This window comes from Halomonas sp. R57-5 (genome assembly GCF_900070345.1).
In the GTDB taxonomy this organism is placed as follows: domain Bacteria; phylum Pseudomonadota; class Gammaproteobacteria; order Pseudomonadales; family Halomonadaceae; genus Vreelandella; species Vreelandella ventosae_B.
Window position 1 is genome coordinate 3942523 of sequence record NZ_LN813019.1, and the last position, 24950, is coordinate 3967472.

At 53.7% G+C, this 24950-nt stretch carries 21 protein-coding genes; 6 read left to right on the forward strand and 15 right to left on the reverse strand.

The window, feature by feature from the left end; all coding sequences use genetic code 11:
• Positions 1 to 303: 303 nt before the first annotated feature.
• The 4 genes from HALO_RS18085 (at position 304) to HALO_RS18100 (ending at position 5735) form a co-directional block, all read left to right on the forward strand.
• Positions 304 to 1647, forward strand: a complete 1344-nt coding sequence (locus tag HALO_RS18085) for an NAD(P)/FAD-dependent oxidoreductase (RefSeq protein ID WP_050713800.1) — start codon at positions 304 to 306, stop codon at positions 1645 to 1647.
• A 15-nt stretch (positions 1648 to 1662) separates the two neighbouring features.
• Complete coding sequence (gene nirB, locus HALO_RS18090; protein WP_092490913.1) at positions 1663 to 4170, forward strand: nitrite reductase large subunit NirB; 2508 nt, start codon at positions 1663 to 1665, stop codon at positions 4168 to 4170.
• A 59-nt stretch (positions 4171 to 4229) separates the two neighbouring features.
• A complete protein-coding gene (gene nirD / locus HALO_RS18095) occupies positions 4230 to 4634 on the forward strand; it encodes a nitrite reductase small subunit NirD (RefSeq protein WP_050713802.1) in 405 nt (134 codons plus the stop codon).
• 165 nt (positions 4635 to 4799) lie between these two features.
• On the forward strand, positions 4800 to 5735 hold the full coding sequence (locus HALO_RS18100) for a cation diffusion facilitator family transporter (protein ID WP_035577145.1): 936 nt from the start codon (positions 4800 to 4802) through the stop codon (positions 5733 to 5735).
• Between the two features lie 18 nt (positions 5736 to 5753).
• Here HALO_RS18100 and HALO_RS18105 read toward each other — a convergent pair whose 3' ends face one another.
• A complete protein-coding gene (locus HALO_RS18105; RefSeq protein ID WP_035577142.1) occupies positions 5754 to 6914 on the reverse strand; it encodes an MFS transporter in 1161 nt (386 codons plus the stop codon).
• A 137-nt stretch (positions 6915 to 7051) separates the two neighbouring features.
• Between HALO_RS18105 and HALO_RS18110 the strand changes: the two genes are divergently transcribed.
• Positions 7052 to 8440: an aminotransferase-like domain-containing protein gene (locus HALO_RS18110; protein WP_050713803.1), complete on the forward strand. Its 1389-nt coding sequence runs from the start codon at positions 7052 to 7054 to the stop codon at positions 8438 to 8440.
• A gap of 4 nt (positions 8441 to 8444) precedes the next feature.
• Here the strand turns inward: HALO_RS18110 and HALO_RS18115 are convergent, their stop codons facing one another.
• The 14 genes from HALO_RS18115 to HALO_RS18180 all read right to left on the reverse strand — a co-directional run bounded on the left by HALO_RS18115 (position 8445) and on the right by HALO_RS18180 (position 23973).
• Positions 8445 to 9950, reverse strand: a complete 1506-nt coding sequence (locus HALO_RS18115; RefSeq protein ID WP_035577135.1) for an alanine/glycine:cation symporter family protein — start codon at positions 9948 to 9950, stop codon at positions 8445 to 8447.
• A 140-nt stretch (positions 9951 to 10090) separates the two neighbouring features.
• Positions 10091 to 11107, reverse strand: coding sequence for an Ldh family oxidoreductase (locus tag HALO_RS18120; protein WP_035577134.1), 1017 nt, complete (start codon positions 11105 to 11107; stop codon positions 10091 to 10093).
• Between the two features lie 118 nt (positions 11108 to 11225).
• Positions 11226 to 12800 carry an aldehyde dehydrogenase (NADP(+)) gene (locus HALO_RS18125; RefSeq protein WP_035577131.1) on the reverse strand — a complete coding sequence of 525 codons (1575 nt, stop codon included), beginning with the start codon at positions 12798 to 12800 and terminating at the stop codon, positions 11226 to 11228.
• Positions 12801 to 12887: 87 nt separating this feature from the next.
• Complete coding sequence (locus HALO_RS18130) at positions 12888 to 13643, reverse strand: FadR/GntR family transcriptional regulator (RefSeq protein ID WP_035577123.1); 756 nt, start codon at positions 13641 to 13643, stop codon at positions 12888 to 12890.
• Between the two features lie 65 nt (positions 13644 to 13708).
• Complete coding sequence (locus tag HALO_RS18135) at positions 13709 to 14509, reverse strand: NAD-dependent epimerase/dehydratase family protein (protein WP_050713804.1); 801 nt, start codon at positions 14507 to 14509, stop codon at positions 13709 to 13711.
• A gap of 49 nt (positions 14510 to 14558) precedes the next feature.
• Positions 14559 to 15425 carry an amidohydrolase family protein gene (locus HALO_RS18140; RefSeq protein ID WP_035577119.1) on the reverse strand — a complete coding sequence of 289 codons (867 nt, stop codon included), beginning with the start codon at positions 15423 to 15425 and terminating at the stop codon, positions 14559 to 14561.
• Positions 15422 to 16558: a mandelate racemase/muconate lactonizing enzyme family protein gene (locus HALO_RS18145; protein WP_050713805.1), complete on the reverse strand. Its 1137-nt coding sequence runs from the start codon at positions 16556 to 16558 to the stop codon at positions 15422 to 15424. Before HALO_RS18145 ends, HALO_RS18140 begins: the two co-directional genes overlap by 4 nt.
• 39 nt (positions 16559 to 16597) lie before the next feature.
• Positions 16598 to 17878: a TRAP transporter large permease gene (locus tag HALO_RS18150; RefSeq protein ID WP_035577114.1), complete on the reverse strand. Its 1281-nt coding sequence runs from the start codon at positions 17876 to 17878 to the stop codon at positions 16598 to 16600.
• 3 nt (positions 17879 to 17881) lie between these two features.
• Positions 17882 to 18418: a TRAP transporter small permease gene (locus HALO_RS18155; RefSeq protein ID WP_035577113.1), complete on the reverse strand. Its 537-nt coding sequence runs from the start codon at positions 18416 to 18418 to the stop codon at positions 17882 to 17884.
• Positions 18419 to 18495: 77 nt separating this feature from the next.
• A complete protein-coding gene (locus HALO_RS18160; protein ID WP_231896747.1) occupies positions 18496 to 19521 on the reverse strand; it encodes a TRAP transporter substrate-binding protein in 1026 nt (341 codons plus the stop codon).
• 60 nt (positions 19522 to 19581) lie between these two features.
• Positions 19582 to 20499 carry a 5-dehydro-4-deoxyglucarate dehydratase gene (gene kdgD, locus HALO_RS18165; RefSeq protein ID WP_050713806.1) on the reverse strand — a complete coding sequence of 306 codons (918 nt, stop codon included), beginning with the start codon at positions 20497 to 20499 and terminating at the stop codon, positions 19582 to 19584.
• Between the two features lie 152 nt (positions 20500 to 20651).
• Complete coding sequence (locus HALO_RS18170; protein ID WP_035577107.1) at positions 20652 to 21977, reverse strand: enolase C-terminal domain-like protein; 1326 nt, start codon at positions 21975 to 21977, stop codon at positions 20652 to 20654.
• Positions 21978 to 22172: 195 nt separating this feature from the next.
• On the reverse strand, positions 22173 to 22934 hold the full coding sequence (locus tag HALO_RS18175) for a metallophosphoesterase (protein ID WP_035577106.1): 762 nt from the start codon (positions 22932 to 22934) through the stop codon (positions 22173 to 22175).
• Between the two features lie 709 nt (positions 22935 to 23643).
• On the reverse strand, positions 23644 to 23973 hold the full coding sequence (locus HALO_RS18180) for a hypothetical protein (RefSeq protein ID WP_035577105.1): 330 nt from the start codon (positions 23971 to 23973) through the stop codon (positions 23644 to 23646).
• 127 nt (positions 23974 to 24100) lie between these two features.
• Between HALO_RS18180 and HALO_RS18185 the strand changes: the two genes are divergently transcribed.
• Positions 24101 to 24862: a M48 family metalloprotease gene (locus HALO_RS18185; RefSeq protein WP_035577104.1), complete on the forward strand. Its 762-nt coding sequence runs from the start codon at positions 24101 to 24103 to the stop codon at positions 24860 to 24862.
• Positions 24863 to 24950: the final 88 nt, after the last annotated feature.

A 24950-nucleotide genomic window follows, 5' to 3' on the forward strand; every position in this document is an offset into this window, starting at 1 on the left:
GCAGAGAAGCCAAGGAGCCACGTTACTGCTTATCTTTTATCTATATCTAAGCAACTGACGTTGTTGAATAAATATTGATTAATGGCCAGTTGGCCAGTTCCTTGCTTGAAACAACACAAGGTTTTTAACCATCTGACAGCCAATGGCGGTTGTCGCACGTTTAAAACATACGCTTTTAAACAGCGCTATCGGGCAACGACGCCCCTGCTGTGCTCTCCTTCTGCAAATTGCAGAACAGAGGGCGCGACAGGGGCGTTTTTTTGTTTGGTGCTCACGCAGCCGCAACGACAAGAGGAGCCACCCATGGAAACCACTTCCCGGTGCTCACCCCACGACCATCTGGTGATTATTGGCAATGGCATGGCCAGCCACCGCCTCATCGAGGCGCTGGTCAAACAGCCCGCGCGCCCCCAGCGCATCACGGTGATTGGCGCCGAGCCCAACCCTGCCTATAACCGTATTCTGCTTTCGCCACTGCTTGCCGGTGAGATGCAGCAAGACGCGCTGACCCTGCGTGATACCGCATGGTACGCAGATCAAGGCGTCACCCTGATACTGGGTGAAAAGGTCGAGACGCTTGATCGTGCGCGCCAAACATTGATTACTGATAGCGGCCAATCGTTTGATTACGATCATCTGGTCATCGCCACCGGCTCGCGCCCAGCGCTGCCCGATGTTYCCGGTATTGAGCTTGAGGGCGTACACGGCTTTCGCGACCTGCAAGATGCCGAAGCACTTGAGGCCATTGCTCAGCGCGGCGACGACGCTGTCGTGATTGGTGGCGGCCTACTCGGTCTTGAAGCGGCTGAAGGGCTGCGTAAGCGTGGCAACGGTATCAACGTTAGCGTGCTTCAGCGCAGCGAGCGGTTGATGAACCGCCAGTTGGATACCACCGCCGCGCACCTGCTTAAAGACACCCTCACTCAACGCGGCTTGAACATTATCACCGGTGCCCAGCTAGCACGACTAGAAAGCGACGCCCAGGGCCGGGTCGCCAAGCTGCATCTTGCCGATGGCCGCCAGTTGAACGCCTCTAGCGTGATCGTTGCCGCAGGCATTACACCCAATGCAGCACTGGGTGATCAGGCGGGCCTCAAAACCGAACGCGCCATCATGGTGGATGAATTTCTGACCACCTCAGACCCAACGATCTCCGCCCTTGGCGAGTGTTGCCAGTTTGATGGCACCACCTACGGCCTGGTGGAACCGATCTGGCGCCAGGTAGAAGTGCTTGCCGCAACGCTGTGCGGCGCGGCCACCCAAGGCTACGCAGATGCCCCCAGCGCCACCAAACTTAAAATCAGCGGCGTAGCGCTCTATGCCTTTGGCCCCACCGAGGCTAGCGCCGAGCATGACGTACTGAATTACCACGACCTTGAACGCGGCGACTACCGCCGCCTGCTCTTGCGCAACGGCCAGATAGAGGGCGCGGTGCTTTACGGCGACACCAGCCAGGGCCCCTGGTACTTCGAACAGGCGCTTGCAGGTACCGACCTCAACGCTTACCGCCAAGCGTTGCTGTTTGGTGCGGCGGATGTCGAGGTGCTACGCGAAGCGGCATCTCCCCATMCCCCTGATTCTTCTGAGCACTCTTCCACATGCTCTTCTTCAAAACACTCTTCTCATACAACGTCGGAGGCGGCTTAGATGTCTACCCAAACGATGGCTTCACAACAACAGCTTATTATTATTGGTAACGGTATGGTCGGCCACCACTTGGTCGAACAGCTGGTCGATAACGGCGCCCTTGAGCGCTATCAGGTCACCGTGTTTGGCGAAGAGCGCCATCGCGCCTACGACCGGGTGCATCTGTCTGAATACTTTAGCGGCCGCGATGCCGACTCGTTAGCGCTTTGCGAGGCTGATTACTACGCCACCAGCGGCGTTACACTGCGCACCGGTGAAGCAGTGATTGAGATCGACCGCGACCAGCAAGAAGTAATCACCGACCAAGGCCGTTACCCCTACGACCGCTTGGTGCTGGCCACCGGCTCCTTCCCCTTTGTACCGCCGATTCCCGGCAACGACCGCGAGGGCTGCCTGGTATATCGCACCCTGGACGATTTAGACGATATCCGTGCTGCCGCCGAAAACGCCACTACCGGTGTAGTGGTGGGTGGCGGCCTGCTTGGTTTGGAAGCGGCTAACGCCCTACGCGGTTTAAATCTCGATACGGCGGTGGTGGAATTCGCCTCACGCCTGATGCCCATGCAAGTGGATAACGAAGGCGGCGAGCTGCTGCGCGAAAAAATCGAAGAACTGGGGGTACAAGTACTCCTGGAACGGGCCACCCAGCGTATTGAGGATGGCGAAGCCAGCCGCCACCGCATGGTCTTCCAAGACGACAAAGTGCTGGAAACCGACCTGATTGTGTTCTCGGCAGGCATTCGCCCCCGCGACCAGTTGGCCCGGGGCTGCGGCCTGGAGATTGGCGAGCGCGGCGGTGTGGTGGTGGATAACCAGTGCCTGACCAGCGACCCGGCCATTCTGGCGATTGGCGAAGTGGCACTGTGGAACCAGAGCATTTTTGGTCTGGTGGCCCCCGGCTACCAAATGGCCAAAACCGCCCTTTCAACCCTGACCGGCGGTGATAGCCATTTTGGCGGCGCCGACATGAGCACCAAGCTCAAGCTGCTGGGGGTGGACGTAGGCTCAATTGGCGACGCCCATGGCAACCAGAACCCCGGCGCGCGGATGTTTCGCTACCTCGACCCGATCAAGCAGGAGTACCGCAAGCTGGTGGTTTCCAGCGACGGTAAAAAACTGCTCGGCGCGATGCTGGTGGGCGACAACGGCGTTTACGACACGCTTTTGCAGTACTACTCCAACGGTATTGAGCTACCCGATGAGCCCGCCTCGCTGATACTGCCACAAAGCAGTGGCGGAGCACCCACCCTCGGCCCCGGTGCGCTGCCGGAAACCGCCACTATCTGCTCCTGCCATAACGTCTCCAAGGGCGATATTTGCGCCTCCATTGATGCGGGTGCGATAGATTTAGGCGGGGTGAAAGGCGATACCAAAGCCAGCACCGGCTGCGGCGGCTGTACGGCGCTGCTTAAAAGCGTGGTGGATCATGAGCTGGAAGCCCGCGGCGTCGAAGTCGATAAATCGATTTGCGAACACTTCGCCCATACCCGTCAGGAGCTTTACGATATTGTGCGCGTGGAAGGCATCAAAACCTTCACTGACTTGATTGAAAAACACGGCAACGCCGACACCCACCGCCTGGGCTGCGACATCTGCAAACCCGCCGTGGCGTCCATTCTGGCCTCCTGCTTCAATGAGCCGATCACCGACGCAGCGCATATTCCCCTGCAGGATACCAACGACACCTTTATGGCCAACATGCAGAAAAACGGCACCTACTCGGTAGTGCCGCGTGTGGCCGGTGGCGAGATTACCCCAGACAAACTCATCGTACTGGGCGAAGTCGCCAAAAAATACAGCCTCTACTCCAAAGTCACCGGCGGCCAGCGGATCGACCKGTTCGGCGCCCGCCTGGAAGACCTGCCGGATATCTGGAGCGAGCTGATTGCCGCCGGTTTCGAGACCGGCCACGCCTACGGCAAATCGCTGCGCACGGTAAAATCCTGCGTGGGCAGCACCTGGTGTCGCTACGGCGTACAGGACAGCGTCGGCATGGCGATTCAATTGGAAAACCGCTACAAGGGCCTGCGCTCACCGCACAAGATCAAGTTTGGCGTTTCCGGCTGCACCCGCGAGTGCGCCGAAGCTCAGAGCAAAGACATCGGCATTATCGCCACCGAAAACGGCTGGAACCTCTACGTTTGCGGTAACGGCGGCATGCGCCCCCGCCACGCCGAGCTGTTTGCCMCCGACCTGGACGACGAGCAGCTCTACCGCACCATTGACCGCTTCTTGATGTTCTACGTGCGCACCGCCGACCGCTTGCAGCGCACCTCGGTATGGCGCGAAAACCTCGACGGCGGCCTGGAGTACCTCAAAGAGGTGATTCTGGAAGACAGCTTAGGCATCAATGATGAGCTAGAGCGCCAGATGCAAACCGTGGTGGATACTTACCAATGCGAATGGGCGGACGCGATCAGCGACCCAGAGAAGCTCAAGCGCTTCCGCAGCTTCGTCAACGACGACCGCCCGGATCCGTCGATCATTATGACCTCCGAGCGCGGCCAGCTGCGCCCCGCTTAAGCGACGCTGGGCCCTGACACTGACAACGACACTGACACTGAATAAAAACGAGGCAACCCATGACCGCAACGGCACTGAAAAAAGAGAGGGATATGGCGGATATTCAAGAMAGCCAAGCGTGGCAAAAAGTCTGTACCAAAGCCGATCTAGTCGCGTTCTCCGGCGTCGCCGCCTGGCTGGAAACCGCCGAAGGCCCCGCCCAGGTCGCTATTTTCTACTTGCCAGGCCTGGGACAAGGAAAGGGCGATGAGCTTTTCGCCCTAGACCACCATGATCCCTTCTCAAACGCCAACGTGATCGCCCGAGGCATCGTTGGCGACCTTAAAGGTGCGGCGGTAGTCGCCTCGCCTATCTATAAGCAGCACTTCCGGCTCAAAGATGGCCAGTGCCTAGAAGACGAAGAGGTCAAACTGCGTACCTGGAAGATTGAATTTAAAGGTGATGAGGTATGGGTTGAGGGGTAACTCAATTTTTATGCTACTGAAGTAATGCAGGCATATGGTCGCTGAGCGTCGGCCAGTCGGCCATATGCAACACATTAGTCTTGACTTAAAAAATGAAGTTTATCGAACAAAGTTGCTATGCTTGTCAGCCTTTTGGTTAGGTAAGCATAGGAGCAGAAAAAGTTCGTGAAGAGTGAATCAAGCACCTTATCCTTCTCCGCCTTTATGGCGCTGCTGATTGGCTGTGCTGGCATCGTGGCCACATTGGCATCTAACTCCCAAGCGATCTTGCTGGATGGGCTGTTTAATCTGATCTATTTCAGCGTCGCGCTGGTAACTATCAAGGTGAGCAAATTAGCCAGCCGTCCCGATAGCGAATCCTACCCGTTCGGCTATAGCTACTTTGAGTCGCTGGTGAATCTGTGCAAAGGGCTGCTTATTTTAGGCGTGTCTATTTTTGCCTTGGTCGATGCTATTGCGGCTCTGCTCACCGGGGGGCGTGAGATCGCAGCGGGCTTGGCAGTGCTGTATGCCCTGTTTGCCACCGCGGCCTGTTCACTAACAGCCTGGGTGATGCACCGCAGCCAGCGCCACGTCAGCAGCCCCTTGGTAGCGGCAGATAAACTCAACTGGTTAGTCAACAGCGTTATTTCGGCGGCCGTGTTAGCCGCTTTCTGCCTGGTGATGCTGTTTGAGCGCTTCGGTTGGCAAGCTATTCTGCCCTACGTGGATTCGGTGTTGGTGATTGCGGTGGTGGTGCTGTGCTTGGGCGTGCCTGTGCGTATGGCCTCCCAAGCGCTTCGGGAGCTGCTCAACAAAACCCCAGATGAGACTATCGCGGAGCCTGTACGCCAAGCCGTAGCGCGGGGTCTCGCTGATATCGACACCGTTGAAGTGCGCGTGCGCATGGTGCGTCCCGGGCGCTTACTGTATGTGATTGTGCATGTGGTGCTTCCCGAGGCATCTGACGTTTCGGTCACCAGGCAGGATTCGTTGCGGGTAAGAATTGATGACGAAGTGCGCCGCTACTACTCCCCCGTCGTATGTGATGTGGTGTTTACCACCAATACCCGCTGGGCGGCGCCCTCCTGTGGATTGTTGGTAGAGAAGCATCCCGCCTAACAGCTTGAAAGCGATTAGCTACCGCGCCTTGCGCAACAGAACTAGCGTGGCGATCACACCGCCCAGTAGCGCGAGGCCAAATAGTGTTAACGCCACGGTGTGCCCTACGGCATCAATCAGTATCCCGGTGGTGATCACCGGGATACTAAAGCCCAGATAGGCCATCAGAAAATAGCCCGCACTGGCTTGTTGGCTAGTCGACACATTCGCAATCGCCAATACACCGCTTAGCCCACCCAAATAGATAAACCCATAGCAGGCGCTACTGGCGGCCACCGTGCCCAGCAGCACCGCTGTAAGATAACCATGAACGGCACCCCAGGCGATCAGTGCATAGGCAATCGGCAGAATCACCAGCCCCAGCTGAGTAGCGGTAGGTGGCTCAAGCCGTCTCGCCCAAGGCTGAAACAGCACCCCGCAGCTGCAAATACCGAAGGTGGCGAAGCCGCTCCAGGCGGATAAACCGTGTTGGTTTAATGCCGAAGGTAGAATCGCGATGACCAACCCCACCGTGGCCCAGGCGAGCAAAATCGCCAGTCCATAGCAGAGCGCCCCCTTGGGGTAGCTGGGAAGGCGTAGCATAGGGCTTTTAGTCACATTCGGCGCACGATCCTTAAGCGTGGTGACCACCACCAGCGCCAGCGCAGCGATAGCGAGATAAAGCCACAGACTAGGAGGCGATACGCTTGGGGTGTGGAAAACAAACAGGCTGGTGACCGCCGCCCCCAAACCAAACCCCAGCGCGGTACTGGCAGTGACATAGTGGGTCGCCAAACGGTTATCCTGCCCMCCCAACAGCAGCTGCATATAAGCGGGCGCCACGGCTGATGTCAGTCCTGTGCTGATACCCAGCAGAAAGCGTGCAACCCCTAGCGCCAATAAACCGGGTGCTATCAGGGTTATCGCGGTCGCCAAGAGACATAACAGCAGTGCGGTAACGAGTAGGGGCTTACGCCCTACCCGATCAGCCAGGCCATTTAACCCCAGCAGCACCGGCACAATMCCCAACACATAGCAGGCGAAAGCGATGGTGGTGGCCCCAACGCCCAAACCATCCCGCGCTGCCAGCGCATCGTAAAGCGGGGCCTGTAAATTAACCGCCGTGGTGATCGTACATAGCGCAAACGCTAGGCAGGCGGCACTTTTTGTATTGATCGTTAGAATAGCAGCGCGATTCATAGCAAAGTCCTAAATAAGCGAGTCGTTGAACTGCTAAGCTCGCACGCTTACCGGGCAGCGGTAAGGTACACTTATTCACCACTTTTCAGACACTGTTCCGCCCTTTTAGCGAACAGTTGAAAACAACAGGGCACGTTATGCAGCTAGAGGTTAATCGGCMCTCTGCAACTCCCATCGCGCATCAGCTCGAAGCGGGCATTCGTATTTGGATTGCAGCACACGGTGCCGGTGGTGGCCGTCGGCTGCCCTCTATTCGCCGCTTAGCGGCCACTCATCACATTAGCCGTAACACAGTGATTGAAGCCTACGAGCGACTTGTGGCGGCTGGATTAGTGCGCTCACAACCCGGCTCGGGGTTTTACGTCGCGGATAGCGCAGCAGCACTGGTGTCGCCATCGACCACAACGAACGGGCTGGAAGAGGTCACCAACGGGCTGTGGGGACTTTTCAGTGCTAATGAGCACACGCTAAAACTCGGCTGCGGCTGGCTGCCAAGCGATTGGCGCGAAGGCGACGACCTAACCCATGCTATTCGCCTAGTGGCACGTAAAAGTCGTTCTGGAATCTTCGAGTACAGCACCCCGCAAGGGCCGCAGGATCTACGCGGTTTGATCCAGGAACGCCTGCGCCCATTAGCGATTACCGCTGACGCACAGCAGATCGTGATGACCGGCGGCGGCAGCCATTCGTTGGATTTGCTGGTAAGAATGCTGCTTGAGCCCGGCGACGTGGTGCTTGTAGAGKCGCCAGGCTATTACAACCTGTTCGGCCTACTGCACTTACAGCGTGTTCGCGTGATTGGCGTGCCGCGGCTTGCGGACGGGCCGGATATTGAGCGTCTGGAGGCGTTGTTAGCCGAGTACCGCCCTAAACTGTTTTATATCAACAGCGTGTTTCATAACCCCACGGGCAGTACCCTCACCCCGGCGGTTGCGCACCGAGTGTTACAGCTCGCCGAGCAGCACGATTTTAAGATGATTGAAGATGATATTTACGCGGATTTTCAGCACACTCCCACCACCCGACTGGCCGCACTAGATGGCTTAAACCGGGTGTTCTATCTGGGCAGCTTCTCAAAAAGCCTCTCCTCTTCGCTACGAGTCGGTTTTATCGCCGCCCCGCCTGGGCAAGTACAGCGCTTGGTGGATATCAAGATGTTGACCAGTATTTCGGCTTCGCGCTTTGCCGAGCATGTCGTCACTACCATGCTGCAAAACGGCAGCTACCGGAAACTCACCGAGAGGCTACGTACCAAGCTCGCCAAGCAAATGGCGATGGCCTTAACGATGCTTAAAAATGCCGGCTGGGTGGTTTATAGCCAACCGGCAGGTGGGATGTTTGTGTGGGCAAAACCACCGGCGACCATCACGCCTGAAACCCTGAACGAGCTGGCTAACCGCTGGGAAGTCACCCTCTCGCCAGGACACTTATTCTTTGCTGACCACCAGCCGACGCCCTGGCTGAGGCTTAACGTTGCCTATATGCAGGATCCCAGGGCGAAGGCGTTTATTGAAGCAGCGAGTTAAATCCTTACCCTTCTGTTGCTTCTGTCTTTTTGGCTTCTTTCACTGGCCATACATCCGCATCCACCAGTTCAGGGCGCTTAAGAATGGCCGGGTCAAATATTGGTTCATGAATACCTGCGCGGCGCTGGCGCTCATAATCTTTCAGCACGGCGACAGCTATCGGCCCCATGATCAGAATGGCAAACAGGTTGGTGGTCGCCATCAGGCCCATCGCCAGGTCGGCAAAGTCCCAGACCACGCTTAACTCCGCGACTGAACCTAACAGCACCATGGCGATAATAATCACCTTGAACACGCTGACCGCTTTTTTGGCGTGGCGGCGAAATAGAAATTCGATATTCACCGACGAGAACGAGAAGTTGGCCAAGATAGACGTAAAGGCAAAAAACAGAATCGCCAGGGCGATAAATATCTCCCCAAAACCACCTAAGTGGTCGACCATGGCATCCTGGGTGAGCTGAATACCTTCGATGCTGTCTCCCGGCGACTCCGACATCAGCCGCTCATACACCCCGGAAAGCAGAATCACCACCGCCGTACAGCTACAGATCACGATGGTATCAACGAACACCCCAAAGGATTGCACCAGCCCCTGGGCGGCCGGGTGCTTCACGGTTGCCTGAGCCGCCGCATTAGGAGTGGAACCCATGCCCGCTTCATTGGAGAACAGGCCGCGCTTAACGCCATTTTCCATCGCCGCTTTAATGGCGTACCCCGCAGCGCCGCCCACCGCGGGGCCAAGCCCAAAGGCGCTCATCACAATCAGCGAGAGCATATCGGGCACGGCAGAAAGATTGGTTACCAGGATCCATAACGCCACTAGCAAATAAGCAATCGCCATCGCGGGGACAATTTTCTCGGCAGTACGCGCCACCGACTTGAGGCCGCCATAAATCACCAAGCCTGCCAAAATGGCAATCACCACACCGGTGAGCCAATTAGGAATGCCAAAGGCGCCGTTCATGCCTTGTGCAATGGTATTCGACTGCGCAGCGTTAAACGCTAAGCCATACGCAATAATCAAAAACACCGCGAACAACGCCCCCAGCCAGCGCCATCCCAAGCAGCGTTCAATATAGTAGGCAGGCCCGCCGCGGAATACGCCATCTTCATTACGGTGCTTATAAACCTGTGCCAGCGTCGATTCGATAAATGCGGTAGCGAACCCAAGTAGCGCGGTCACCCACATCCAGAAAATCGCCCCCGGCCCGCCAACCCACAGCGCCAGCGCCACCCCTGCTAAATTACCGGTACCCACACGCGCCGCCATTGAGGTGGCGAACGCCTGGAAACCGCTAATGCCGCTTCCCGCGCCGCGGGCGGTGAAAGTCACATAAGCCATATGCCTAAACAGACGAAACTGCATGCCCCGGGTCATGATAGTAAACAGTAAACCGGCACCTAGCAGCAGATAGACAAGAATATAGCTCCAGATAAAGTTACTGACCGGCATCATGATGGTATAGAGACCATCGCGCAGCGGGGCAATTAGTAAATCGAGGGTCTCCATGGGAATACTCTCCAGTTCGTTTTTCTTCACCCCTAAGTATTTACCCTACCTCAGGGTGCTGAGTCCGCTCGCCTAAATGGCGATGCCACCCCACGATTCTAGACAGTTTTTGACCCCGCCCCAAAAAAACGCATTAAAAACTAGCCAGCTGCAAGCTGCGTAAGCTCATCATATAGCGCCTTGGGAAAGCTAAAGCCATTGACTCGGCTCCGCTCTCTTGCCTCAAAGCGGCGCTGGGAAGGCAAGCGCGCACCTTGGCCCAGAATACCCTCGAAAAGAACTTCAGCGTGTTTGAGATGGCTCTCTGCGTCCTTGCCCAAAAAAGCCTCCGGCGACATGGCGATAATCAGCTCGCCATGAAAGGGCTTGCCGGTTTTCTCAGCATTCGCTGCCTGGGTTTCGTGGCCTAGCAGGTCGCCGATCAGCGGACCCGCTAACAGCTCCACCATGGTGGAAAGTGCGGAGCCTTTATAACTACCAAAGGGCAGCATAGCACCAGCTAGGGCTGCCACTGGATCCGTTGTCGAGTTCCCCTCGCTATCAATCGCCCACCCTTCGGGGATCGATTTACCCGCTCGCCGATGCAGCTCTATCTCGCCACGGGCGACCACGCTGGTGGCAAAATCAAACGTATAGGGCGTACTCCCTGGGCGTGGCCAAGAGAAAGCGATTGGGTTGGTGCCAAAAAGGGGCGAAGTACCACCCGCCGGAGCCACAAAGGCGTGGCTGGGGGTCATCGCTAACGCTACCAGCCCTTCTGCTGAAATCGCTTCCACTTCGGGCCACAGCGCTGAAAAGTGGAAACTGTTATTAATCGCAAGCGCCGCAATCCCGCTGCGTTTAGCCTTCTCAATCAAATGCGGCTTACCCATTTCAAACGACAGCAGCGAGCAGCCCTTATTCGCATTAACGTTGACGACGCTTGCTGCCTGGTCAGTGATCGTCGGCTCGGCTTGAGTATCAACACCGCCGTTTAAGGCGGTTTGGACACAGCCAATGAGCCGGTATAAACCGTGGGAATGGCACTCATCACGCTGGGCCGCCATGACGCTGCGCGTAATCGCATCGGCATGGGGCTGGCTAAAGCCGTTATGGGTGAGCACCTTATTACTCAGCGCTTCGGCTTCTTGTACAGAAATAGTAATATTGTCACTCATGGCATCACCTAAAATACTCTTTTTGTTACTTATTTATTTAAATCTTCGTTTAAAAACCGCACTAAAAAAAGCAGGCATTCAATGCCTGCTTTTGGACTGCAATAGTGGCAGCTGTCTTTTAAAGTTCGCGTTTGCCGTCAACTAACCGCGACACTTTCAGCGGGTTGCCCTCTTTAAGCGCCTCGGGCAGCAAGCCTTCCGGTAGTGACTGGTAACAAACCGGCCGTAGGAAGCGGTGAATGGCCGCCGAACCGACAGAGGTCGTACGCGAATCAGAGGTGGCTGGGAACGGGCCACCGTGCACCATGGCATGACAAACCTCGACACCCGTGGGCCAACCATTGGCGAGAATACGTCCTGCTTTACGCTCAAGCGTAGGCATCAGCGCTTTAGCGGCATCCAGGTCGGCGTCGTCCATATGCAGTGTGACGGTGAGTTGGCCTTCTAGCTGTTCAGCAACACGCTTTACATCCGCCGCATCTTCGCACTCAACAACCAGCGATGTGGCACCGAACACTTCCGCCTGCAGCGCTTCAGACGCAAGGAAATCACTCGCTGATGCAGCAAACAGCCCCGTTTGGCATTGATACTCGCTGCCGGTATGACCACGGGCGATTTCACGCACCTGGGCCGCACCGCTCAGGCTGGTTACACCCTCTTGATAAGCACGGTGGATCCCCGGCGTTAGCATGGTCTGTGCGCCGCTGGCTTCCACTGCACCACGTGCCGCCTCAATGAAGGCGTCCAGCTCCGGGCCTTTTATCGCAATCACCAGCCCCGGGTTAGTACAGAACTGGCCGGCGCCCATATTGAGCGAACCGACAAACGCTTCACCGAGCGCTTTACCACGCGCTTTTAGTGCTGCGGGTAGCAAGAAGACAGGGTTAATACTGCTCATCTCAGCGTAGACCGGGATCGGCTGAGGCCGTGCTTGGGCGGTTTTCATCAGTGCCATACCGCCGCTGCGCGAGCCGGTAAAACCAACGGCTTGAATGCGCGGATCATCCACCAGCGCTTGGCCGATTTCGTTACCGGCACCAAACAGCAGCGAGAACACGCCTTCTGGTAACTGGCAGGCTTTCACGGCTTTTTGAACCGCCTTGCCAACAAGCTCGGAGGTGCCGGGGTGTGCAGAATGGCCTTTTACCACTACCGGGCAGCCAGCCGCCAGGGCTGAAGCGGTATCACCACCCGCTACCGAAAATGCTAGCGGGAAGTTGCTGGCACCGAAAACAGCCACTGGGCCCAGGGCAATATGGCGCTGGCGTAGGTCAGCGCGGGGTAGCGGTTGGCGCTCTGGCAGCGCTGGGTCAATGCGTACATCCAGCCATTCACCGGCACGCACAACTGAAGCAAACAAGCGCAGCTGGCCGCAGGTTCTGCCCCGCTCGCCCTCGATGCGTGCCTGAGGCAGGCCTGTTTCGGCCATGGCGCGCTCAATCAGCTCACTACCAATCGCTTCAATTTCACTGGCAATAGTTTCTAAAAAGGTCGCCCGCTCTTCGAGGGACGTTTCACGATAGGTGGTATAGGCCGCTTCCGCCAGCTCACAAGCCTGCTCAACGTGTGCACGACTGCCGCCGACATAGATAGGTTCAAGCTTTTCGCCGGTAGCGGGATTAACTGCTTGAATGTTGGCCTGGGTGCCGGTCACTGATTGTTGACCAATCAGCATTTCGCCTCGCATTGTCATACATCGCTCCTTAGATGGTCAGTGATATCACTGGTCGCCATATCATGTGTCGCGTTGCTACTGTGCACGTTACTTCTGTCCGCGATACTACTTTTCCAGATACTGGGCATAGGTGTTGCGCGCCCGGTTAAGGTGCTGAAACATTGTTTCGCGGGCAGCTTGCGCATCGCGGGAAAGAATGGCTTCGAGAATATAGCTGTGCTCTTCCTGAACGCGCTCTAAATAGCGCTCGGAGGAGATCGGGTTAATATCAATACTCAGCAGTTTGGCGCGGGGAATCACGCTCTGACTCCACTGCTTATAAAAAGATTGGAAAAAGGGATTTTTGGTCGCCGTGGCAATCGCAAAGTGAAACAGATAGTCCTCTTCACGGGCTTGGGTTTTTGCAGCATAGGCGTTACTAAAGGCAAGGTGCTGCGCCTCAAGTCGCTGACGATCTTCATCGTCGTGGCGTAAGGCAGCCAGTTCAGCTGCCGCTGGCTCTAAGGTTAGCCGCAGTTCCAGCAGGTGCAAGATATCTTCCACAGTCGTCGGGTTAATACGCTCTGCAGGACGCGCCTCTACTGTGGAAGAGCGCAGCACCGAGGTACCTACACCTCGCCGGGTTTCCACCAGCCCCAGAGACTTCAGGTGGGTAATCGCTTCACGAATCACTGTGCGGCTAACGCCAAAGGAGTCACACAGGCTGTTCTCGGTAGGGAGTTTTTCCCCCACCGCGACTTTACCCTGGGTGATCAACGCTTCCAGTTGGTCGGCCACATGCACGGACAAGCTTCCCTGCTGCGTCACTTTAGTTACTTTAAGCGGTTTTAGGGCAGATGCCGTTGCGCTGGGTTTGGCCATGGAAGCTATCCTTCATTAATCAACTAGTTGTATTATATCGTACAACCTAGGTCTTATAAGCACCACTAAGCATCGTTAGGATGGCCTATTTTAGTAAATTTACCGCCCTGATACCTCACGGCTAGGTCATCTTTATCAATATCGCGGTCAAGCTGTTCCGTTTCAACCCGCCATGGCTCAGAGCTATCCTGCGGACGCCAGCCTAAGAAGCCAGCATGAGAATTGTCCCACCACTTCTCAGCATTATCCGACGCTCCGTAGATCACCGTATACCCTAAACGCGGCGTTACAAACGCACGCTGCAAAAGACTGACGAAATCGGCTAGGCTCAGCCAAGTTGCCMTCATGCGGGTATCAGCAGGCTTATCAAAACACGAGCCGATTCTAACACTCAGTGTCTCGACACCAAATTTGTCGTGATACAGGCTAGCGAGGTTTTCACCAAAACATTTTGACACGCCATACAGGGAGTCCGGCTTTTGTACTACCTGGGTGTCGATACGCTGATGGCGCTCATAAAAACCGATGGTATGGTTGGAACTGGCAAACACAATGCGTGGTTTACCTTGCTTCCGAGCCGCTTCATAAAGGTGGTAAGTACCCATAATATTGGCCTGCAAAATGGCTTCCCACGGGCTCTCTACCGACATCCCACCTAAATGAACAATACCATCACAATCGCGCACTAGACTGGCAACAGCCTGCGCATCGCTTAAGTCAGCTTGAACCAGCTCTTCGCCCTCGCCCGCCGTACCTAAATCAGCAATATCGGATAGCCGGACATGTTTGGCGAGTGTACGAAGATGAGGTCGCAGGCTTTTGCCAAGCCCCCCGGCCGCACCGGTCACGAGAATACGGTTTAACATATAAACTCCTTACTCTATTTTTAGCTACAGACTTTTAATAACTGAAGGGTTAAAAGCCATAAAGCGCTGCAGGGTTATCCACCAAAATCTTTTGACGAGTGCTCTCATCCGCCCAATGCAACAAAACATCTAACTGTTCGGGATCGCTTGGAAACTGTTCTCTGGGTACGCCAACATGCGGCCAGTTGGATCCCCATATAATCCGTTCAGGAGCGTGCTCAATAAGCCGCTTAGCGATGGGGCCGACATCGGCATACTCAGGTCCGCCGCTCAGGCTGGCTTCATAACCCGCGCAGATTTTCATCCATGCATTACCGCGATCCAGCAAGCTAAGCAGTTGGTCAACGCGGTGATCGTCAGCGGCCACCGGCGGCATAAATTTGCCGATATGGTCGATGATGTAATCGGTTTCGATCGCTTTTAGCGTGGCCAGATAGTCATCAAGCTCACGGCCATTGAACTGCACCATCAAGTGCCAGCCGAAGGCTTTTATCCGTGCTTCAACCTCTGCTAATCGATCTATTCCAACAGCACCACCGGGCAACTGCATAATCCTGGCACCGCGTGCCCCTTGAGCGTGAAACGCTTCAATTTGGGATTCGTCAGCATCCGGCGCTATCGCTACAATCGCTCGGGCGGACTCCTGCCCGATTTCCGCCACACCCTGTAAAATCGCCCGATTATCAAACTGGTAGGCATTGGGCTGGGTCACCACAACGCGCTCCAACGAGAGCCATTTCTGAAGCTTTTGGTAGTCAGCAACGGTGGCTAGCTCAGGGATTTTGGGGCCACCCGGCTGCGCTTCATAGCCGGGTAGATAAAGGTGAACATGGCAATCTGTTGCCCCTGCAGGCGCTTTTAATGCAGGTGGTGGTCCTGTTAACGGACGTGTATTAGCGGGAATAGACAACGTCATTTCTCCTTGAGCGCGTAGGTGGACAGCGCGTCGCGATTAATCTCAATACCCAACCCAGGGCCATCAGGAATCATCATTACGCCCTGGTGATGCTCAAGGGGCGTTTGAACAACAGCCTGGCGGAAGGGGTTTTCGGTACGGTCGAACTCCATAATAGGTTCAATAGGCTTGCGGCGCGGCGGATTGGGCGGTAGCGCGGCCATAAACTGCAGGCTGGCGGCCAAACACACCGCGGTACCCCATACATGGGGCACCAAACGCACGCCGTGCATGGCCGCCATATCAGCGACCCGGCGCATTTCGCTAAAACCCCCTACGCCACAAATATCCGGCTGCACAATATCCACCGCGCGGCGGGCCAAGGGCTCATGCATGGCATAGCGACCGTGCCAGTTTTCACCGCTGGCAATAGGAATCGGCTGACCTGCCCGAACGGCTTCGTAGGTAGAAATTTGTTCGGGCAACACAGGCTCTTCAAACCAGTCGATACCAAACGGCGCGGCACGCTGCCCTAGCTCAATCGCTTCCAGGTAGTCGTAACCGTGATTGGCATCGATCATCATGCGCATATCCGGCCCGATGGCATCACGCACGGCGGCAATCMCTTCCAGATCTTCCTCGACGTCAAAGCCGATTTTAATCTTGACGGCATGAAAACCTTCGCGGCGATAACCGGCCACTTCGGCAGCTATATCGGTTACCCGGTCAACACCTGCCCGGGCGAACGAACCAGTTGCGTAAGCGCGCACGCTATCTCGAAAGCGCCCGCCAAGCAGCGTTGAGATCGGCACGCCAAAGTGCTTGCCTTTGATATCCCACAGCGCAATATCAATACCGCTTAATGCCGTAACCGTTAAGCCGCGCTGGCCTTGATCACGTAATCGGTTATAGAGCGTTAACCAAACTTTTTCCGTTTGCAGTGGATCTTCGCCTATAAGTGACTGAGCGTAGACCTCCACAATCGCTGCGTTAGGCTTAGCCGGCCCTAAGCACTCGCCCCAGCCAATGGTGCCATCATCGCAGACGATTTCGACCAAACAATGCTGGCGGCGCGAAAAGTGCATGGAAGCGCTCTCAAACGCTGTCTCAAGCTGGTAATCGAGTATATGAGTCTTGACGGCGACGACTTTCATAATTGATCTATCCTTTTTAGCGGCTTGTTGAAAGTGCCCTTATTGGAAAAAACTGGGTAACGTCAAAGAGATAGCAGGTACGTAAGTCACCAGCATTAAGGCCACAAACAGCGCTAAGAAGAACGGCCAGATCGTGCGCACCGCCTCCTCGATTTTAATTTTGCCAATCACACAGCCAACAAACAGACAGGCACCGACGGGTGGTGTACATAGCCCTAGCCCCAGGTTCATCATCAAAATAATGCCGAACTGGATCGGATCCATACCGAACTGCATAGCAACCGGCAGGAAAATAGGCGTACAGATAAGGATTAACGCCGCCATGTCCATAATCATGCCTAAAATCAACAGGATGATATTAAGCATAAGGAAAATAACCAGCGGCTTATCGGAAATAGCCATCAAGCCCGTGGTCAGCATTTCCGGAACATTGTAGAGCGCGAGCAGGTAAGAGAACGCTGATGCACACCCGACTAGAATCATCACCAGCGAGGTGGTTTTTACCGCCTGAACAACAGCAGCTTTGAAAGAGGCCCAGGTCAATTCACGGTAAACCAAGCCGGTCACGACAATAGCGTAGATAGCACCGAAGGCGCCTGATTCAGTGACGGTTAGAATACCTGACAGCACCCCACCGACGATGATCACTGCGGTCATGAGCCCAGGTAAGGAGGCGAAAAAACTGATCATCAACGCATACCAGCCAGGGAATGCTTCACCCTTATAACCGCGTTTCACCGCAACGATATAAGCCGCAACGGCCAAGCTAACGCACATTAAAATGCCTGGAACAATACCGGCGATGAACAGCTGGGTAACGGAGATACCACCACCCGCCGCGACGGCATAAAGAATCATGTTATGACTAGGGGGGATCACTACGCCTGCGATTGATGAGGTCACGGTGACATTCACGGCATAGTCGGCGTCGTACCCTTTCTCTTTCATCACCGGGATTAGGATAGAACCCAATGCGGAAGTATCCGCCACTGCCGAGCCGGATATTCCTCCGAACAGCATGGAAGAGCTAATATTTACCATCCCTAAACCACCGCGCACCTTACCTACCATTGCAGATGCTAAGCGCACAAGGCGAGTGGAGATACCGCCGTGCATCATTAACTCACCGGCAAAGATGAAGAAAGGAATCGCGAGCAAAGAAAAAACCGAAATACCAGACAGTATGCGTTGAAAGGCGACAAATAGCGGCAAGCCTTCATACAGGAAGGTAACAACAGCGGCCAATCCGACGGCAAACGCAACCGGGGCGCCGACGATAAGACCTAAGAAAAAGATCCCGAAAAGAATAATAAGCCCCATCGTTTATACCCTCTTAACTTTTCGAGACAGTAAGCGCTGCGCTATATCAGCGGCTGCAAAAAGCATGATTAGCACCCCACAAATTACTAAGGGAGCTGCACGCCAACTCTCAGATAGACCTATCATGGGTATGGCTCTGTTCAGGTTTGACATAACTAATGTCCAGCCCTGAAAAGCCATGAACCCCCCAAAGGAAAGAATAAAAATGTCAGCCAGGTGATGCATTAAGCTACGGATCGGACCGGTAAAACTTTCACGAATAAAATCAATATTCAGATGGCTATGATGCCTGACCCCTGCCGCTGCGCCTAAGCAGGTGATATAAACAACCAGCACTAACGAGGCTTGTTCTACCCAAGTCGGGGTGTTGTTTAGCACATACCGGCCGAAAACCAACCACCCAAATATAATAATAAGGGTGACTAATAAGACCCCTGCAATAAGAATACATAAGCTGGCAACACCATCTAAGATTCGATTCAGCGAGCCGCTTTCTTCCGCGTCTTCCTTATCGACCTGCGATTCAAGTTCGATACTCACGGCACATTTCCTTTTCAACTCCCGGCAGCGACTAAGCAAGACCTAGCTAACTGCCGGAAGCGTGTGGGCGACAAATTTTACTCGGTAGCGCGAATTTCCTCGATCAACTCACCCGTGCCAGGGTTATTCGCAATGAACTCTTCATACATGGGTTCCATGAGCGCCTGGAAGGCGGCTTTATCGTCAACTTCATTAATCTCGACACCGTAATCAAGAACGATCTGACGACTCTCTTCTGAGCTTTCTACCCACAGTTCACGCTGACGTTTGGAAGCCTCTTCGGCTACTTCACGAACAATTTCCTGATCTTCTTGTGAGAGCTCTTCCCAGCTGGATTTAGCCACACACAAGCATTCAGGAATAATCAAGTGCTCGGTTAACGAGTAGTAACCCGTTGTCTCATAGTGGTTACTTGATTCAAAAGAGGGATAGTTATTTTCAGCACCATCGAGCACGCCGGTGGTTAAGCTTTGATACACCTCACCATAAGACATCGGCGTGGCATTACCCCCCATAGCGGCGATCATATCGACGTAAAGATCGTTATTCATTACCCGAATCTTTAAGCCTTCGACATCTTCAGGGGTTTTAATAGGGCGTTGAGTGTTGTAAATGCTGCGAGCACCCGAATCGAACCAGGAAAGAACTACCAAGCCTTTATCTTCTAAGGCGTCGGCAAAGCGCTCACCAATTTCACCGTCCATTACCGTATGCATATGCTCTACGTCATTGAATAGGAAGGGCAGCGAGAACACATTGGTTTCTGACACGATGGGGCCCATCGGTCCCATATTGAAATTGGCAAAATCCAGCGCCCCGTTGCGGGTCTGCTCAATAGCGTCTGATTGATCGCCTAGTACAGCATTGTTATATACGCGAGGCGTGACGCGGCCTTCTGTTTGCTCCGCAACAGCTTCAGCAAACTCCTCTAACGCCACTGTATTAGGATAACCGTCAGGGTGAATGTTCCAGCCACGCCAGTTGTCAGCTTGGGCAGGCAGTGCCAACGCCATGAGTGCCATTACGCTAGCGGTAGGCAGGATAGCTTTTAAAGAGCTGGTTTTCATAGTGCTGGCGATCATGCAGTTATTGTGTGTGCGCATGTCTAACTTCCTCTTATTATTGGCAATTGCTTACTAACTATTAGTGATAGTTAGAGTGGATTAATACTTCTTTGCTACATTGATAAGCGCTTCAAGCTGCTGGCACTCATCTTTAGTGGGCATAGCCAGCGGTGCGCGGACACTGCCTGCAGGACGGCCGACAATGTCAGCGCCTGCTTTGATGAGGCTCACGGCATAGCCTGCTTTTCGATCCCTGAGATCCACGAAAGGAATAAAAAAGTCGTTGGTAATCTGTTTCACAACCTCTTTATTGCCTTTGCGCAACTCCTTGTAAAACGTCACAGCCATTTCAGGCACAAAGTTGAAAACGGCCGAAGAGTAAGTATTCACTCCAATGGAGACGTAGGCTTCAGCAAAAATTTCAGCCGTAGGCACGCCGCCGATATACACCAATCTGTCGCCAACGGTTTTGACGATTTTATTTAACGCCTGAATATCGCCTTTGCCATCTTTTAGCCCCACTAAATTAGGGCAATGATCGGCCAACTGCTGAACCGACGAGGCGTTCAAAATACCGTTACCGCGGTTGTAATAAATCACGTTGATTGAGGTGGCATCACAAATCTGGCGGGMATACTCAACCAAACCATCCTGCGGGCACTCGGTGAGGTACGGCGGCATCAATAGAATGCCGTCGGCGCCTGCCTCTTCAGCCGCTTTTGCAAAGGCTTTGCCTGTCTCCACGCTTAAGCCAGCACTGGCGATCACCGGCAAACGTCCGTCAATCACCTCAACCGCCACGCTAACGATTTCGCGATACTCCTCTAGTGAGAGACTGAAAAACTCCCCCGTACCGCCCGCGACAAAGACCGCGGAAATCTCGTGGCTAATAAACCACTCAAGCCGCTTGCGATAGCTCGCTTCATCAAAACGGCCCTGACTATCGAAGTCCGTGATGGGGAACGACAACAAACCATCGCCAATGGCGTTTATGACTGCTTGTCTTGAAAATGTCACCTTAAGCCCTCTTTATTAATGCGTTGGCCATTGGGTGAGTAGACGCTACCGACCGACCAACAGATTATGTAATACATCATACAACAAAGAAGATAAGTACCGCTCCACCAAGGCGCAAGCAGAACTATCAAAATTCAAACCAAAGTCTAGGGTCAACGGACCAAGGCAGGCTTCTTTGGATCGAACTCCCAGCCTGTAATTAAAAACTGCATGGCCATGGCATCATTCCGCTGCATGGTACCTAACGACTTATAAAGATGGTGCGCTTCCATAAGCTTCTCTTCATCCAGCTCAACCCCTAACCCTGGTGTTGTGGGCACCTTGAGTTTGCCGTCTTGAATCTGGAAAGGGTTGTGCGTAATACGCTGGCCATCTTGCCAAATCCAGTGAGTATCAATCGCGGTAATCTTGCCAGGGCAGGCGGCAGCAACGTGGGTCATCATGGCTAACGAAATATCGAAGTGGTTATTGCTGTGAGAGCCCCAGGTCATGCCCCACTCATTGCAAAGCTCACCGACTTTGACAGCACCTTGCATGGTCCAGAAATGGCAGTCCGCCAAAGGTATATCAACCGAATTAAGCTGGACGGCGTATTGCAGCTGTTTAAAATCTGTCGCAATCATATTGGTAGCCGTGGGCAGGCCGGTGCGCTTTTTGAACTCGGCCATGGTCTCACGACCGGAGTAGCTTTCTTCCTGACCACAGGGATCTTCAGCATAGCTGAGTAGATGCTTAATCGGATCGAGTACGCGCACCGCTTCATCAAGTTTCCAGGCCCCGTTGGGATCAAGCGTCAAACGCGCTTCAGGGAAAGCTTCGTGGAGCGCGCGAATGCAGTCGGCTTCTTCCTCGCCTCTCAGCACACCACCTTTAAGTTTGAAGTCCTTAAAGCCATAGCGCTCATAGGCGGCTTTGGCCAAATTAGCCACGGCGTCGGGTGTTAGTGCTTCTTGATAGCGTATTTCGTCCCAGGTGTCCTGGGGGTTATGCGCTTTAGGGTATGGCAGGTCTGTCTTGCCAGGGTCTCCCAGTAAAAATAGGTAGCCCAATGCCTCGACTTCATCACGCTGACGACCGTACTGACCGAGTAGGTCAGCCACGGGCAGCTGTAGCGCCTGTCCATAGAGGTCTAACAGCGCCGACTCAATACCTGTAATCACATGCACCGCTACGCGCAAATCAAATGTTTGACGACCGCGCTCTTCGCGCCCGTTCTGGGCTAATCGCAGGCGAACCTGATTGAGGGTGTGCTTAATATTATTGATCGGCGAACCTTCAACTAACTCACGGCACTGCTCCAGCCTGTTAAGAATACCGCCACTGGAAGGAATCTCACCCACGCCCTGATTACCCGCATCATCCTCAAGAATGACCACACAGCGAATAAACCAAGGGGCATGGCCGCCACTAAGGTTAAGCAAGAAGCCGTCATAGCCAGCGACGGGAATTACACGCATTGTTTTGATTTTTGGATACATATGCCTACTACACTGTTAGTTAATAAGCAGATTGATGCTCTAAGTAATACATCATACAACAAGAAGATAAGTATCTGGGCGTAGGAGCGCAAGCAGAACCAGCGGAATTTAAACCAAAGTAGCAGTAGCGGTCATGCCGCTCACATCGCTATAGGCAGCCTAGGCCTATAGCTAATCTTTTGAAAAACCGAGCCTTTAGATATCAACCACCCACGCTGGCTTAAACAGCAGCGGATTAAACTCATCAGGGTATCCACCGGGGTTGGCAATGATACGCGTGCCGTTACGCAGAATATCCACGGGTTCGTGCACATGCCCATGCACCCAAACGTCCATCTTGCCCATTAAATGGGGCAAGTCGGAGGCAAACGCCGGGGATAACGCATCTTCCAAGTATTGATCAGGAATACAGTCGTGCAGTGGGGCATGGTGACTAATCACAACCTTAGGGCCATCAAAGGGTTGAGCAAGCTCGTTTTCAAGCCAAGCAAGTGCTTCAGCGTGCACCTGCTGGCTCGCCTGTGGTGTGAACGTAACGCCTGGTGACGTTTGAACGATTTTAAAGTCGGGCATGTATCGTAGTGCCTTAGCCTCTGTATCGGCGGGGTTTTGAGTTGGGTCTCCGGCGTAAAGTGCAAAGTCTGTCCATAGCGTAGTGCCATAAAAGCGCACGCCATTGAGGGTTATGGCACGATTGTCCAGAAGCTCAATGTCGAGCCGCTCGGCTTCGAGCGCCAGCTCATCACGCAGCAGCGGCATGCAGGTACCGTAAAACTCATGGTTGCCTAATACATAGATAATCGGCGTGTCCGGAAAGCGGCAACGCGCCCAGGCAAGACCTTCGCACTGACGGTGAATATCTCCAGCAAGGATGACTACATCGACATCCACCTCAGGCAACTCGCGGTTTCCGTCAAAAAACTCCAGGTGCAGGTCAGACAAAATACGCAAACGCATAGGGCTCCTCGTGGCAAATACTTATTCAAACTATCTTATCCAGCCTAGGTCATTTTGTCGCAGGCCAGCGGTGCAATGTCACTTTATGCTGCATTGCAACAAAAAAGCGCTATACTAAGAATGTAGTCCCACTAGGAGGACCACATATGACTTTTCTGATAACACCCCCTGCATACGATAATGAAGTTCTAGAGTTCTGGAACTTGAATGCTCAATGGCATCGTGCCGCAGTTGAAGCAGTGAAAGCCTATTTAGGCTAATTCAGGTGCTTTCTTCCCCTTGAGACCCAAAGCTAAACACCGAAGCCGGATTAATTTCCGGCTTTTTTATGCGGTTGAAAACATTCACCAGCGCGGCAATGAATGTAACGTCGACAGTTCCTGATGTCCTCCTACTGAAATTTGTAAGCTATAGCTTACAAAAAATGGCAAATCGCCTACATCGTTAGGACTAGCCCTCTGCAAAAAAAGCTCTTAATATCTCACCACAGCTAAATTGCTGCCCTGCACAATATCAGCTGTACATAACAAAATATTTCACACAACACACACCCTGAAAAAGGAGTGAACGCCATGCAACGAGCAGCCTCCCAAGGTCATACGTTGGAAGTTGATGTTATGGAAGTATGGGCACAGCGTGCTATACAGCAACGTGCAGCACTTGACGCTATTAAAGCTTATCTGCGTTAAGCCTGGATGCGGTACGCTACTCAGCCCCACACAACGTCTCGTTTTAGCGAGGCGTTTTTTAAGCCTTTTGTAGCCATTGAACAGAAAAATTCCGCCATCAACAACTGGATGCGATAAGCAACCTTCAAGCTGTACCTACGCTTTACACAACGATTTTCACACTGCCAAGTTTCAAAATCATACCTCTCCTTGACAAAATACGCCTGCGCAAGAAAGCCCTCTTCTAACAGGCTTCTATGCTCGTAAAGATGAATATTTTTAATGCTGCTACGGCTACGATTAATTACGCTTTGTGCAGATTTAACAACAACGCTTAGCGCAATCCTGCAATGAATGTAGTTAATCTCCATCGTTTCTGCACGAGTAGGTATGGAGTTATATAAAGAAATAGTCTAATATTAATTTGGCTAATGAAGGCGCAATACTCAACGTGCAGACTCTTCTTGTTATGCACGCATATTGACGAAGGAACGGACGATGCAAACACCTTTTTTGGTTCGCAAAACATCTTATGCTTTAAGTTTAGCGGCGACACTCGCCCTCAGCGGCTGTCAATCCGGCGCTGATCTCGGCGGCCTAATATCTGCGGGCTCCGGTTTCGCTGGCGCGGCTACGATGTCTGACCAGCAAATGCAACAACTTGGCGATCAAACCATTGCTCAGCTTGACTCCCAAAATCACCTGATAGCAGATAACAGCCAGTACGCAGAACGTTTGGCAAAATTAACTCAAGGTTTGGAAACAGTCGACGGCCATACGCTTGACTATAATGTTTATCAACTAGACGAAGTGAACGCTTTTGCGGTTCCAAACGGCTCCATTCGGCTGCATAGCGGGCTGATGGATGAGATGACCGACGATGAAGTGCGCTACGTTATCGCCCACGAGATCGGACACGTCGCACTAGGACACTCCAAGCGTGCATTCCAGGTCGCCTATGCCGCGTCTGCTGCACGTGAAGCAGCGGCTGCCAGCGGCAGCAGCACCGCTGCCGCACTTTCAAGCTCTGAGCTTGGTGACTTGGGCGAAAAACTTGTCAATGCCCAGTTCTCGCAAAGCCAAGAGAGTGAAGCTGATGACTATGCCATTGAGCTAATGCAGCGCCACAACATGAATGCAGAGGCTTCAGTTGCAGCCCTACGCAAGATAGAAGCCAAATACGGCAACGACAGCAGCCTCTTCTCCAGCCACCCAGCAGCGGGTGACCGTGCAGAACGCCTAGAAGCTTCGTTCCAGTAAAGCTCAGGCACCAGTACTCCTGCCAAGTTAGTCTTGATAATGAATGGCAGGAGTATTGGTTGCTAGGGTTTAAAGATTTTTTCTTACC

Bases quoted from the DNA above. Each gene is read 5' to 3' on its own strand.
- HALO_RS18115 (WP_035577135.1), bottom strand. From the start codon at position 9,950: ATGGAGACCCTCGATTTACTAATTGCCCCGCTGCGCGATGGTCTCTAT.
- HALO_RS18180 (WP_035577105.1), bottom strand. From the start codon at position 23,973: ATGGAGATTAACTACATTCATTGCAGGATTGCGCTAAGCGTTGTTGTT.
- HALO_RS18140 (WP_035577119.1), bottom strand. From the start codon at position 15,425: ATGACGTTGTCTATTCCCGCTAATACACGTCCGTTAACAGGACCACCA.
- HALO_RS18150 (WP_035577114.1), bottom strand. From the start codon at position 17,878: ATGGGGCTTATTATTCTTTTCGGGATCTTTTTCTTAGGTCTTATCGTC.
- HALO_RS18130 (WP_035577123.1), bottom strand. From the start codon at position 13,643: ATGGCCAAACCCAGCGCAACGGCATCTGCCCTAAAACCGCTTAAAGTA.
- HALO_RS18185 (WP_035577104.1), top strand. From the start codon at position 24,101: ATGCAAACACCTTTTTTGGTTCGCAAAACATCTTATGCTTTAAGTTTA.
- HALO_RS18125 (WP_035577131.1), bottom strand. From the start codon at position 12,800: ATGACAATGCGAGGCGAAATGCTGATTGGTCAACAATCAGTGACCGGC.
- HALO_RS18160 (WP_231896747.1), bottom strand. From the start codon at position 19,521: ATGCGCACACACAATAACTGCATGATCGCCAGCACTATGAAAACCAGC.
- HALO_RS18170 (WP_035577107.1), bottom strand. From the start codon at position 21,977: ATGTATCCAAAAATCAAAACAATGCGTGTAATTCCCGTCGCTGGCTAT.
- HALO_RS18120 (WP_035577134.1), bottom strand. From the start codon at position 11,107: ATGAGTGACAATATTACTATTTCTGTACAAGAAGCCGAAGCGCTGAGT.
- HALO_RS18175 (WP_035577106.1), bottom strand. From the start codon at position 22,934: ATGCGTTTGCGTATTTTGTCTGACCTGCACCTGGAGTTTTTTGACGGA.